Annotated in this window: 13 protein-coding genes; 5 read left to right on the plus strand and 8 right to left on the minus strand. The window is 64.6% G+C overall.

What is annotated here, in order from left to right:
• Window positions 1-14 precede the first annotated feature (14 nt).
• Window positions 15-935 carry a TIGR03915 family putative DNA repair protein gene (locus F0A16_RS12915; protein WP_149435818.1) on the plus strand — a complete coding sequence of 307 codons (921 nt, stop codon included), beginning with the start codon at window positions 15-17 and terminating at the stop codon, window positions 933-935.
• A gap of 25 nt (window positions 936-960) precedes the next feature.
• Here the strand turns inward: F0A16_RS12915 and F0A16_RS12920 are convergent, their stop codons facing one another.
• Window positions 961-2,637: a multidrug ABC transporter permease/ATP-binding protein gene (locus F0A16_RS12920; protein WP_149435819.1), complete on the minus strand. Its 1,677-nt coding sequence runs from the start codon at window positions 2,635-2,637 to the stop codon at window positions 961-963.
• A gap of 215 nt (window positions 2,638-2,852) precedes the next feature.
• Window positions 2,853-3,764, minus strand: a complete 912-nt coding sequence (locus F0A16_RS12925; protein WP_149435820.1) for a LysR family transcriptional regulator — start codon at window positions 3,762-3,764, stop codon at window positions 2,853-2,855.
• Window positions 3,765-3,911: 147 nt separating this feature from the next.
• Here F0A16_RS12925 and F0A16_RS12930 point away from each other — a divergent pair, with 147 nt between their 5' ends.
• The 3 genes from F0A16_RS12930 to F0A16_RS12940 all read left to right on the plus strand — a co-directional run bounded on the left by F0A16_RS12930 (window position 3,912) and on the right by F0A16_RS12940 (window position 6,571).
• Window positions 3,912-4,931: a zinc-dependent alcohol dehydrogenase family protein gene (locus F0A16_RS12930; RefSeq protein WP_149435821.1), complete on the plus strand. Its 1,020-nt coding sequence runs from the start codon at window positions 3,912-3,914 to the stop codon at window positions 4,929-4,931.
• 109 nt (window positions 4,932-5,040) lie between these two features.
• Complete coding sequence (locus F0A16_RS12935; protein WP_149435822.1) at window positions 5,041-5,916, plus strand: AEC family transporter; 876 nt, start codon at window positions 5,041-5,043, stop codon at window positions 5,914-5,916.
• 121 nt (window positions 5,917-6,037) lie between these two features.
• On the plus strand, window positions 6,038-6,571 hold the full coding sequence (locus F0A16_RS12940) for a PRC-barrel domain-containing protein (RefSeq protein ID WP_149435823.1): 534 nt from the start codon (window positions 6,038-6,040) through the stop codon (window positions 6,569-6,571).
• 95 nt (window positions 6,572-6,666) lie between these two features.
• Here the strand turns inward: F0A16_RS12940 and F0A16_RS12945 are convergent, their stop codons facing one another.
• The 3 genes from F0A16_RS12945 to F0A16_RS12955 form a co-directional block, all read right to left on the minus strand.
• Window positions 6,667-7,050, minus strand: coding sequence for a DUF4168 domain-containing protein (locus F0A16_RS12945; RefSeq protein WP_149435824.1), 384 nt, complete (start codon window positions 7,048-7,050; stop codon window positions 6,667-6,669).
• 158 nt (window positions 7,051-7,208) lie between these two features.
• The gene (locus F0A16_RS12950; protein WP_149435825.1) at window positions 7,209-8,504 is read right to left on the minus strand and encodes a pyridoxal phosphate-dependent aminotransferase; all 1,296 of its coding nucleotides are present in this window, start codon (window positions 8,502-8,504) and stop codon (window positions 7,209-7,211) included.
• A 45-nt stretch (window positions 8,505-8,549) separates the two neighbouring features.
• The gene (locus tag F0A16_RS12955) at window positions 8,550-9,467 is read right to left on the minus strand and encodes a MurR/RpiR family transcriptional regulator (RefSeq protein ID WP_149435826.1); all 918 of its coding nucleotides are present in this window, start codon (window positions 9,465-9,467) and stop codon (window positions 8,550-8,552) included.
• 218 nt (window positions 9,468-9,685) lie between these two features.
• On the opposite strand from F0A16_RS12955, the gene F0A16_RS12960 reads away from it, so the two are divergent.
• Entirely contained in the window at window positions 9,686-10,138 is a 453-nt protein-coding gene (locus F0A16_RS12960) for a DUF4174 domain-containing protein (RefSeq protein WP_149435827.1), read from the plus strand.
• Between the two features lie 79 nt (window positions 10,139-10,217).
• On the opposite strand, the gene F0A16_RS12965 is transcribed toward F0A16_RS12960, so the two are convergent.
• Genes F0A16_RS12965 through F0A16_RS12975 form a run of 3 tightly spaced genes read right to left on the minus strand, consistent with a single transcriptional unit; the run spans window position 10,218 to window position 12,648 of the window.
• A complete protein-coding gene (locus tag F0A16_RS12965) occupies window positions 10,218-11,168 on the minus strand; it encodes a 5-oxoprolinase subunit C family protein (protein ID WP_149435828.1) in 951 nt (316 codons plus the stop codon).
• Window positions 11,168-11,899 carry a 5-oxoprolinase subunit B family protein gene (locus tag F0A16_RS12970; protein ID WP_149435829.1) on the minus strand — a complete coding sequence of 244 codons (732 nt, stop codon included), beginning with the start codon at window positions 11,897-11,899 and terminating at the stop codon, window positions 11,168-11,170. Before F0A16_RS12970 ends, F0A16_RS12965 begins: the two co-directional genes overlap by 1 nt.
• Window positions 11,896-12,648, minus strand: coding sequence for a 5-oxoprolinase subunit PxpA (locus F0A16_RS12975; protein WP_149435830.1), 753 nt, complete (start codon window positions 12,646-12,648; stop codon window positions 11,896-11,898). The genes F0A16_RS12970 and F0A16_RS12975 overlap by 4 nt, the downstream gene beginning before the upstream one ends.
• Between the last annotated feature and the right edge of the window lie 33 nt (window positions 12,649-12,681).

Below are 12,681 nucleotides of genomic sequence, written 5' to 3' on the forward strand. Positions count from 1 at the left end.
CAGGAGATACCGCCATGCGCAATGCCTCGCCGCTTCCGCCGTCCTGCGCTGCCTGGGCCAACGATTTCGACGAGTGGCGCGCCCAGGCGCGCCGACTGCTCCACGCCGGGGTGCCACCGGCCAGTGTGACCTGGCACGACGGCAACGACGGTCATGACGATCTCTTTTCCTCGCTGGAGCTGCCGCCGACGTTGCCAGGCTCCACGCCGGCAGCGATCCGGATCGGTCGCGACCAGCTGACGCTGCTGGGTAACGCCGCGCGCTATCGTGCGGACGGCCACGACCAGCCGCGCTGGCCATTGCTGTACCGGGTGTTGTGGCGATGGGCCCGGGGCGACGCCGCGGCCATGCATCCCGCCGATAGGGATGGCCGCGTGCTGCATCAGCGCTGGCACGCGGTCAAGCGGGAAGCCCACCACATGCATGCGTTCCTGCGCTTCCATCGCCGCGACGAGGCCCGAGGTGAACGCTACGTGGCATGGTTCGAGCCCGCCCATGACGTGCTCGACCTGGCCGCGGAGCACTTTGCCGACCGCATGGGCGGTTCACGCTGGATCATCGCCACGCCCCACGGTGGCGTAGGCTGGGATGGCTCGGCGCTGGACTATCGCGCTCCCTGCCCGGCGGCCTGGACCGAGGAGGCCAGGACGGCCGCCGAGCGCGCCAACGCCGACGAGGAGCACGACCTGTGGCGAACCTATTTCGTCAGCACCTTCAATCCCGCACGCCTCAATCACAGGGTGATGACCCAGCACATGCCGCAGCGGTTCTGGCGTCATCTCAGCGAGGGCGATCTGATTCCGGAGTTGGAGGCCAGGGCGCGCCATGGTGGGCAACGCCTGGCCCAGGAGAGCAGCGTGGGCCGGCGCAAGGGCAAGGCGCTCCCGGACGCCAGGACCACCCTCTCCCAGCCATCGCCGGACGACGAAGGCTAGACGGCGAGCGACACCGTCCAGCCAGTCAGGATGTACCGGTCCGCGCCACCGCATCTCGACTGGCCAGCTCGCGCTCGTCGCCGGTCAGCTCGCGCAGATGACCATCGCGCATCTCCAGCAGCCGGTCGGCGTGGGCGAAATAGTGATCGTCGTGGCTGATGGCAAAGACGGTGATGCCCAGTTCCCGGAAACACGGCATCAGTTCACGGTAGAAAGCGCGCCGGAACTGCGGGTCCTGATCCGCGGCCCACTCGTCGAGGAGCAGGATCTGGCGCTGTTCGACCAGCGCCATCAGCAGCGCCAGGCGCTTGCGCTGCCCCTGGGAGAGTTCGGTATCGAGCACCTTGCCGTCGTCGAGCTGTAGCTTCTTCGCCAGTTGCAGGGTCTGCAGCCAGTTGTCCAGCAAGGCGGGATCGGCACTGCCGCCACGTGGCCCCATCAACCGATCGAACTGATGGAAGTCGGTATAGACCGCCGAGAAACGCTGACGATAACGGTGCCAGTCCGACTCGCCGATGATTTCGTCGTCGAGACGGATTTCCCCCGAGTGAGGTCGATAGAGCCCAGTCAGCAGCTTGGCCAGCGTCGACTTGCCGCTGCCGTTGCCACCGATCAGGTAGACCTGTTCGCCACGTTCCAGACGCAGGTTGATCGGCCCGACGGCAAATCCTTCCCGCCCCGCCTTGGCCGGATAGCGATAGCTGATATCGCGCATCTCGAGCACCTGCCACTCGCTGTGCGTCTCGACCAGATCGAACGCCTCGCGATACTCCACCAGTGACAGTTCGCGCAGCTTGTCGAACGACACCTGCGCGGTGATCAGCGTTGGCGTCGCACCGACGGCCTGGATCAGCGGCGAGCGCAGGAACAGCAGCGTCAGCGAGAACGTGGCGGCGACGGCCGTGTTGGACCAGCCCAGGCCATTGGCGAGGAAGAACACCACGCCGATGGCGCCGAGCATCATGATGTTGGTCCAGTTGCCGGCGCTCAGGTGATAGGTATCGGCGCGAATGATGTGATCCCGGTAGGTTCGGGCGTCGGCGCCGTAAACCTCTTCGAGCAGGTGACGGGCGCGATCGCGATTGAGCGCCAGCTCCTTGCGGCCGTGGATGATCGTCTCGTAGTCCTGATAGAGCCGGCTGTCGGTGGCGCGGGTGATCCGAATATGGTGGTAGACCTTCGAGACCAGCCACCACCCGACCAGCATGGTCACGGCGATCCAGATGGCGGTCACCAGCAGCAGCGGCGGCGATAGCCAGAACAGATAGCCGACGGAGGCCAGCGTGATGACGATCCCCTGGACGAGTTCCGGCAGGCGCACGAAGGCGATGGTCACGTTGCGAATGTCGCTGGAGAGGCACGACAGCAGATGCGCGCTGCCAAGCTGCTCGAGACGTTCGATATCGGTGTCGAGGATGCGCTTGATCAGCCGGCCGCGCAGGCGGTAGACGAAGTGGTGCCCCAGGGTCGTCAACGCCAGCTGCGACCCCAGCGTCACCGCCAGCAGCAGTGCCACCAGCCCGATGAACGGCAGCAGGGCGGTGACCGCACTGATTTCACCGCCACCCGGATCGGTGACGATCAGGTAGTGGTTGATGAAGGCGATGACGCCGATCCCCAGCGCCGCGCTCAGAAGGCTGAGCAGCATGACGCCGATGAACGGCCAGCGATAGTGACGAAAGACGACGCGCAGTAGTTCCATTCGGGTTCCGTAGCCGGCGATGGGGTTCGTTGTTCGCCGCAAGCATGACGCACTCGCCGCCGTATTTCGCGGCAACAGCCAGGTCGGAAGCGCTTGTCGGGCGTCGAACGAGAGAGACGGCGCCGATGATCGACGGCGAACCGCAGGCGCGAATGATTCTAATCTTCACTAACGAAGTCAAGCCGCAGCGAACACACCCCGAGGTCGGGGCGTGCTCACGCCTCGTCGTCGGCAAACATCATCTGAATGCGTGAACGCAGCCAACGCTCCGCGGGGTCGTTGTCGTAGACGCTCTGCCACACCATGCTCAACGGTGACGGGGGTCGTTCCAATGGCAACTCGTCGACCCGCAGCCCGCCCTGCGCCGCCAGCACGTCGGCGGCGTAATCGGGTACGGTGGCGACCATGTCGGTATCCCGCAGCAGCGAGGCCAGACTGTTGAACTGTGGCACGGCCAGCACGATACGACGCTTGCGCCCTTTCTCGGCGAGCAGATCGTCGACATAGCCGTTGAGATCACCGTCGAACGAAACCAGGGCATGGGGCCGCTCGCAATAATCGTCGAGGGTCAGCGCGCCCGGACGACTATCCGCCCGCAACACCCGGGCGTGACTGTGGCGCAGGATCTTCTGCTTGGCGTTGGCCGGCAAATCTCGCGCATACCCGGCGGCGACGGTCACCTCGCCGGTATTGAGCAGTTGCGGCATCAGGTGGAAATCGGCGCGTCTCACCACCAGCACGATACCCGGCGCCTCGGTCCGCAGCCGTTTGAGCAACGCCGGAAGCAGGGCGAACTCGATGTCGTCGCTGAACCCGACCCGAAATACCGCTTCGCTGGTCGCCGGGTCGAATTCGCTGGTACGGCTGAGGACGTTGGAAATCGCATCGAGAGCCGGCTGCAGCTGTTCGTAGATCTGCTCCGCGCGGGCGGTAGGCACCATCTGGCGGCCGGTGCGCACCAGCAACGGATCACCGAGGACATCCCGGAGTCGCGACAGCGCGGCGCTGGTCGCAGGCTGCCCCAGAAACAGCCGCTCCGCGGCACGCGAGACACTGCGCTCCTGCATCAGTGTCTCGAACACCACCAGTAGCTTGAAATCCACCCCTCGCAGGTCACTACGATTCATTCATGTCTCCCATTGGCGGGTGGCGTCGACCCTCGGCGCGAATGCTGTATCGATAAGCGTTATAACCACTATCGATCCTCGAGCATAGTGTTTGTCCGCCATCGTCGATAGAGTCGGGGACAAACCCTGGATACATTGAGGTGCACAATGTTACGTGCGATACAGTTTCAACGTTTCGGCGACGCCGACGTTCTGGAAATCATTGAGCGCGACGATCCGCACCCCGCCACCGGGGAGGTTCTGATCGAGACCGAGGCGCTCGGCATCAATTGGCAGGATGTCATGTGGCGGCGCAACATGGCACCAACGCTGGCCAGGCTGCCGGCCGGCTCGGGCAGCGAGATGGCCGGCACGGTCATCGCCGTTGGCCCGGACGTCACGGCGTTTTCGCCAGGCGATCGCGTCGCCTCGATTCCCGCCTTCGACCCCAACCAGTATACGGCACACGCCGAACGCGCGCTGCTACCGGCGGAGGCGCTCATCGCCTACCCCGACTGTCTGTCGTCAAGCGAAGCCAGCGTCCATTACCTGCCGTCGTTGGTCTCCTGGCTTGGATTTCGCGAGGTCGCCAACCTCGAGCCCGGCGAGACGGTGCTGATCACCGGCGCTTGCCATATCGGGGGGCCTTACGCCGTGCAGGTCGCGCGGGCGTTGGGCGCCCGAGTGATCGCGGCAACCCCTCACGAGGCCGCCGTCGACTATCTGAAATCCCTCGGCGCCTCGGCAGTGGTGCATACGGAAACCCAGGATCTTGCCACTCGGATCGACAAGCTGACCGATCACCACGGCGTCGACATCGTGCTGGACGCCCTGGGTGGCCCTCAGATGAACCTGCTGGGCGATGTCCTGGCGCCTCGCGGCCGACTGATCCTCTATGACATGCTGGACGGCAACCAGACCACGTTCCCGGCCCAGGCGGTGTTCCGCAAGAACATCCAGTTCCATGTGCACTGCCTCTCCAACTTCAGCGGCAAGCCCGAGTTGGGAATTCCCCAGAATCGCGAAGCGCTGGACCGCGCCATCGCCGATGTCGAGCGGATGACCCGGGGTGGCGAACTCAAGCCTCAGATCGACTATCGATTCCCGTTCGAAGAGATCGCCGAAGCGCATCGCTACCTGGAAACCTGCGCCAATCACCATGGTCGGATCGTGGTCGAGATGGCTTGATCGCCCGGTCTGGAACCTGATCGACAGGCAATCGTGCATTGCCAGCCCCATGACGGATTGACGACAATACCACTTCAACTTTCGTCGCAATCACGATCAAGGACACCCGATGCTCGCTCAACTGTTCGCCGTCATGGCCCCTGTCCTGGTTGGCGCGAGCATCGGGTTCGGCTGGATCCGTCTGGGCTACGGCTACCCCACCGAGTTTGTCACCAAACTCGTCTTCAACATCGGCACACCGGCGCTGGTACTGGCCTCCCTGGCCGACGCCGAGGTCGATCCAGATGCCTTCGGGCGCACGCTCGCGACGACCTTTCTAGTGCTCGCGGGGATGGCGCTGGCAAGCTTCGGTGTCGCCAAGCTGCTGCGCAAACCCTGGCAGGTCATCATTTCGCCGATGATGTATCCGAACGCCGGCAATATGGGCCTGCCCGTCGCGCTTTACGCCTTCGGCAAGGAAGGTTTCACGTTTGCCATGACGGCCTGGGTGGCGAACGCATTGATCCAGTTCACCGTCGGCATGATGATGGCGACGCGTGGCAATCCCTGGAAGGCGCTGATACGCAACCCCACGCTCTACAGCATCGCGATCTCGCTGACATTGATGCTGACCAGCGTGTCTCTGCCGGCGTGGCTCGGCAACACCGTGCATCTGCTCTCCGGCTTGACGATCCCGTTGATGCTGATCACGCTCGGCGTCTCGTTGGCCAGTATCCAGGCTCGCAACCTCTCCTCCGGCTTCCTGTTCACGCTCTGCCGCGTGCCCATTGCGCTGGCCCTCTCTTTCGCCATTGCCGCCTGGCTCGGCCTGCCACCGGTTGCCGCCAGCGCCGTGGCGCTGCAGATGAGCATGCCGGTGGCCGTCTACAATTACCTGTTCGCCCAGCGTTCACGCCGTGAACCGGAGTACGTCGCCGGCCTGGTCTTCTGCTCGACGCTGCTGGCCTTCGTCTACCTGCCGCTGGAATTGGCTTTCATGCTGTAGCGTGGCCTCCCGCTCGCTTGCAAATGCGCACCGAGCAGCTACATTACAAAGTGTAATCTTTAAAAGTTAATGGATTACAGGTAGTTGCACGCCATAGAAGCCATGAGTCAAGGAGACGTAAATGCAAAATCTGTCATGGAAGCAGACACTCGGCGTGGCCACGCTGGCAGCCGGCAGCATGATGATGAGCCAGGCCGCGACGGCCCAGGAAACGCAGGACCCGCAGGGCCTCTACTCCGCCGATGAGCTGATGGACGCCGACGTGTTTCTGTCCAGCAAGCCCGACGAGGATGTCGGCGATGTCGAGGACATCCTGCTGGGCGAAGACATGAGCGTCCAAGCACTGGTGGTCGAAGCCGGTGGCGTGCTGGATATGGGCGACAAGAACTTCGTGGTCCAGAAAGGCGACTTCACCGTCGAGACCAATCATGACGAAAGCCTCGACGATATCGAATACCGCATCGTCCTCGACATGGACGAAAGCGCGCTGAAACAGCAGCCCGAGTACACCAACGACTGGTGGCGGAATGCCAAGACCCAAGCCGCCGAGGCCTGGGAAAACACCAAGCAAGGCGCCTCCAGCGCCTGGGAAGACACCAAGGCCGCCACGTCCGACCTGCTGAATGACGCCAGCGACGCGATCGACAACAACTGAGTTCGTTTCGCGTTGGTCAATGGCAAAAAAACCGCCGACCCTGGGGTCGGCGGTTTTTCGTTCATGGGCGATCCTCGAGATCGCCCTGTCGATGCTTACTGCTGGGGCTGCTGCACCATACCCTTCACACGCTGCATCAATTGCGGATCCTGCTGGATGGCCTGGCCGATCGAGTTGAACTGCTCGACGCTCATGCCGCTCTCCTGAACCGCCTGGACCATTTCATCGTTGGCCTGCTGGCGAATCTTCTGCTGCTCACCTTCATCGGAGGCGTTCTGCAGCTGCTCGGTGTAATCCTGGGAGATCATCGCGATGTCCTGCGATGCGTCAGCGAACTGCTGGAGCTGGTCATCGGAGAAGTTTTGCGCCGGAGCCTGCGCCTGCGAACCGCTGTCGGCGGACTCCTGGGCCAAGACAGGCGCACTGGCGAGACCGGTCGTCATCATTGCCGCCGCGAGAAATGCAGTGATCCTTTGCATGAATACCTCCAGATATCGATTTTATGCGTGTGCCCTAGTGGGATGCCGCGTGGGAAGGAGAGTTCCCTCCGAAATGTTTCTCTCGGCAATTTAATGTTTCGCCGGGAAACATCGGCACGCCCGGTGCTGGCGATCTCCCACCGTCACTCGCCCGTCGGTCATGGTAACCATTCCACGATGGCCTGAATACCGGCACGGACCTTGTCCAGGGTCGGCAACCCCATGGGGTCGTCGTAGCGTTGCGGGCAGTGCTCCAGTAGCACTCCGCCATCGAAGTCGACGTAGGCCAGGCGCACCGTGAGCTGCAAGGGGTCGCAGCCGAATGCACTCCCCGGCAGCAGGGCCACGCCGGTCTCTTTCAGCAGCCGGGCGGTCAGTTCGGCGCTGGTGGTGATGCCGCGCCGGACCAGGGCCTCCCGGTGAGCGTCGAAATCGGGAAACAGATAGAAGCCACCATCCGGTAGCTGCGTGCGAACGCCGGCCGCCTGCAGCCGCTCGGCGCACCAGTGTCCGATCAGGCCCAACCAGGCCCGTTGGCGCTCGAGATAGTTCGCCAGTTCGGGACTCATCCGATAGGCGACGCAGGCCGCTTCCTGGACCGGGCTGGCGACACTCGACCACGTCTCCGAGGCGATGCCGAGCAGGCGTGCGAACAGCTCACCGCCCAGCGCTTCAGGAACGTGCATCACGCCCAGTCGCCAGCCGCCAGCGCCACACCACTTCGAGAGCCCGCTGGTGGTCACCGTGCCCTCGGGATAGTCGCGGGCGAAGGCGCGGTGCGAGCCGTGATGGTCCAACGGGCCGTAGATCTCGTCCGCCAGCACGATCACGCCATGGCGCCGAGCCACCTCGGCCAGCGCGCGCTGAGTCTCGGCATCGGGCGACAACCCGGTCGGATTGCCAGGTGCATTGAGAATCAGCAGCCGCGTGCGGCTCCCGCCTTCTCGGCAATGCGCCTCGAGCTGCTCCGGCGTGATCTGCCAGCGCGTCTCGAAGCTGGCCGCCAGCTTGACCGCCGTCTGTCCGGCCAGACGCGCCTGCGGCGCATAGGAGACCCAGGCTGGCGCCGGGATCAGGACCTCCGCCCTGGGCAGCGCCTTGATCAAGGCGAACAGCAGCAGTTTACTGCCGGGTCCCACCAGGACCCGCGATGCCTGCCAGGGCGTGCCATCGATCTCGCTGTGAAAACTCGCGACCCCGTCCCGCAGTGCCGGCAGCCCCTGCACGGGCAGATACGCTTTGCGGTCCGCGTGGCGGGCCAGCGCCTCCACCGCCGGGCCGTAGACCGGAAACGGCGACTGGCCGAAGCCGAACTTGATGACGCGCTCGCCACGAGACTCCAGCAGTCGCGACTGTTCGTTGATCAACAGGGTATCGGATGGCGGTGTGGCATCGAGGTCATCGGCGTAGGCACGATTCAACAGGGCGGTGGCAAGCCCCGGGCAGGCGGTCATGACAACTGGTCTCCTGGGTTCGATGGGGTCGTCGGGGTGGAAAGGTCATTCGATCTGCCAGCGGGCGATCAGGGCTTCACGACGGCGGATCGAGGCGACGGCGTCGCCCCCCATCTCGTGGGCCATGTGCGACAGCAGCATCTCGATGGTCACGAACAGACTGCTCATGGGGTTGAAGAAGAACGGTCCTTCGGCGGACGCCAACAGCGTCATGTCAGTCATCGTGGCCAATCGCGCGGTCTCCTGGTTGGTCAGCGCGAGCAATCGAGCGCCCTGGTCCAGCGCCTGGCGGCAGTAATCGACACTGACCCGGGTTTCCGGGCGATAGCTGATGCCCACCACCAGATCGCCCTCCCCCAACTCGCGCCCCGTCTCGAGGTTGATTCCACCGAGAGAGTCGATCAGGCGCACGTCGCTGCGCAGGTAGCCCAGGTAGTAGGCCAGATAGTGCGCCCCCGCGAAGCAGGCACGCTGGCCAACGACGTGGACCCGCCGGGCATCGATCAGCGCCCTGGCGGCACGCGCCAGCATCGCCTCATCGAGCCTCTCCGCGGTTCGCGAGAGATTGCCCATCTCCTCCTGCCACAGCGTCTGGCGCTGGACGGGATAGTCGCCGTCACTCGGAATCTGACCGAGATCGAGCAGGCGTTCCGCACGGGTGGAGTAGAAGGCGCCGGTGGTGGCATCGGCGCGAAACAGCGCCTGAAACGCCTTGAATCCCGTCAGGCCCAAGGCGTGCGAAAGCCGGGTCAGGCTGGAAGCATTGACGTCATGCTGCTTCGCCAGCGCCGAGATACTGAGCGTGGCCGCGAGCTCCGGAGCGGCGAGCAGTTGCTCGAGCAGTTTGAGCGCCCCCGGCGTCAGTTTCGGTGCCCGGGGCTCTCCTCGACGCGCGGCGATCGAGAGCGCCTGCAAGGCGGCTATCGATGTCGGCGGCATATCGAAACCATCGCGATCGGCCATGCCTCATCCCTCCGTTTCAGTTTTGCAAGGTTATACCGAGGTCTCACTACCTGCAAATATTTTTACGAACTTAGAAATATTTTTGCTATTGGTGTCCGTTATATTAGGAGTTCCCGTTATAACAGCGCCAGCGGGAACTCCAGCCAGCTTGAACCCCCTGCAGCCTTCGGAGTCACAATGAACGGCGGACTCGCTAACGACACTCGGAGGAGATCCCCATGAAACACTGGTTGATGACCGGAGTACTGATGGCCGGGGCTTCGTTCGCGACGGGGGCTTCGGCCCAGGCGAACGGCAACGATCCAGCCAATCCGCTGATTACCGACAAGTGGAACTTCCGCCCGCTCATCGTGGTGACGCCGGATGCCGGGCAGCCCGCCTACCGGCACCTGCGCCAGCAGCTCGACCGCACCCAGGCGCAGTTCGATGATCGCGACATGCTGCTCTACACGATCGAAGGAGAGAGCGGCACCCGTCATGGCCGTCCGATGACCGCTTACGAGACCAAGGCGCTGCTCGATGCCGTGGACGTCAGCCCCGAACAGGGCGTGACCACGATCCTGATCGGCAAGGATGGCGGCAAGAAAGTACAGCTCCAGGGCGAGGTCGACCTCCAGGAGATCTACGCCACCATCGACAGGATGCCGATGCGCCAGGCGGGCGACGACTGAAGGGGCGACAGCGCGCCTCGACGGACGCCCTTCGGTTCAGGCGCCCGCCGGCAAACGATGGCGGAGAACCGGTTCGCGATCAGCGCCATAGCGCGAGTTGACGCAGATAGGCTCGCCGCGCTTGATGCGGAGAGACCGGGGAGAGTCTTATCGAGGTGCCGGGAGCGCACTGCCCCAGGCGCGCGCAGGCAATCGGCGATAACGCCCCGAGACGCGGATAGCCACCGATGGTCTGCCGGTCGTTGAGCAGAATGATCGGTTGGCCATCCGGCGGAACCTGGACCGCGCCCAGCGGAATTCCCTCCGAGATCATGCCCTCCAACCGACAATGCAACGCCGGGCCTGTCAGGCGAACGCCCATGCGATCGGCTCGGCTGTCCACCTGCCAGGCCTGATTGAAGGCCGCGTACAGACTGGCACCATCGAAGTGCGCGATCTGCGCCCCGGTGACCAATTCGAGCGTGGCTTCGTCCTGCGGCATGGCCATCGCGCATGGCATTTCGCGGGTCTCGGCGGCCACCGAGGCCGCGGTCAACCGATCGCCGACCCGAAGCGCGCTTCCCCGCCCGTCGAGACCGCCCAGCTGTTCGCGGGCGACGGTCGAGAGGCTCCCCATGAACGGCTCGGCATCGATCCCGCCCGGCAACGCCAGGTAGGCACGCAGCCCCGCCCTGGGCTGGTCGAACGCCAGCACCTGTCCCGGTTCGAGAACGAAACTGCCATTGGCGGGCAGCGTCTCGCCATCCCGCGTGGCGCCGAGATCGGCACCCGCGATGGCCACCGCCATCCTGCCCGTGGCCTTCAGCGTCAGCCCACCCATGGCGATCTCGATGCCGGCGGCATCCGGGGCGTTGCCGAGCAGCCAGTTGGCCCAGCCCAGCGCGATCCAGTCCAGCGCTCCCCCCTGAGTCACGCCGAGATGGCGGGCCCCGAAGCGACCGGCATCCTCTACCAGCGCCAGCGGCCCCGTGCCCTCGACGACCAGAGCGGCATTGCCACTCGCCGCCCGGGAGATTTCCGGCGTCGCCATCAGCGCTCCTCCAGCGGCGTGGTGTCGCCGCCCTGTTCGATGAAAGCCTCGCGGCTGATCGGTTCGAATCGCACCCGATCGCCCGGGCGAAACAGGCTGATTTCGTCGCGCTCGCGATCGAACAGCTCGACGGCGGTGCGGCCCAGGATGTTCCAGCCACCCGGCGAGCGCATCGAATAGATGGCGGTCTGGCGTTCGGCGATGCCTACGCTGCCCGCCGCTACCTTCCGTCTCGGCGTCTTCAGCCGCGGCGTGGCCAGCGCCTCCTCGACCATGCCCATGAACGCGTAGCCTGGCGAAAAGCCGAGGGCGAAGGCGCAATAGTCGCGACCGGCGTGGCGACGCACGATCTCGTCGGTATCGACGCCGAGGCGCTCGGCGATCCTGGTGAGTTCGGGGCCGACACTGTCGTCGTACCACACCGGGATGCGATGCTCCCGCCCGGTCTCGGTGGAGGCCGGCTTCAATCCCCGCAGGGCGTCGTCGATCCACTGCCTGGCCTCGCGCTGGGAGAGCCGGGCCACGTCGTAGTGCACCAGCAGCGTGGTGTAGGACGGCACCAGGTCGATCAGCGCCTCGCCGAAGCGTTCCCGCAGCGCGTTGTCGGCGGCCAGGATCCAGGGCATGTGGGCCTCGTCGATGGCGGCGAACAGCCTGACGATCAGGGCGTCCATGCCGACCGTTTCCATTCGAAAAGAGGGCGCAGTAGAGAGGGAAGGAGACTGACTCATGCGTCGGCCAACTGCTGGAAGGCTTCGCGAATGGCTTTCACCGCAGCCACGGATTCGGCGTTGTCGCCGTGAACGCACAGCGTATCGGCGGGCAGGCGTAGCTCGCTGCCGTCGTTGGCGATCAGCGGCTCGCCCCTGGCCAGGGCCACGGCCTGCTCGACGATGGCGCCGCGATCGTGATGCACGGCGCCCGGAAGGCGTCGCGAGACCAGGCGTCCCCTGGCGTCGTAGGCGCGGTCGGCGAACGTCTCGAACCACAGCGTCACGCCCATCTCCGCGGCCAGTTCACGCACCGGCTCGGGATTGGCGGTCGACATCACCAGCAGCGGCAGCTCCCGATCGTAACGCACCACCGCCTGCATTGCCGCCTGCAGCAGATCGAAGTCGCCGGCCATGTCGTTGTAGAGCGCGCCGTGGGGCTTGACGTACTGGATACGGATGCCCTCGGCGCGACAGAACGCTTCCAACGCGCCGATCTGGTAGAGCATCAGGTTCTCGACTTCCTGCGGCGAGCAGGCCATCGAGCGGCGACCGAACCCCATCAGGTCCGGATAGCCCGGATGCGCGCCGACTTTCACCCCATGGGCCACTGCCAGCGCCACGGTCTTGCGCATGACGTCGGGGTCGGAGGCGTGAAAACCGCAGGCGATATTGGCGCAATCGACGAAGGGCATCGCCTGTTCGTCGAGCCCCAGCGCCCAGTTGCCGAAACTTTCACCCATGTCGCAGTTGAGCAGGGGCGCGCGCATCGCATTACCTCGTATCGTTGTTGTAGGGAGTCC

Source organism: Salinicola corii (genome assembly GCF_008298015.1).
GTDB lineage: Bacteria > Pseudomonadota > Gammaproteobacteria > Pseudomonadales > Halomonadaceae > Salinicola > Salinicola corii.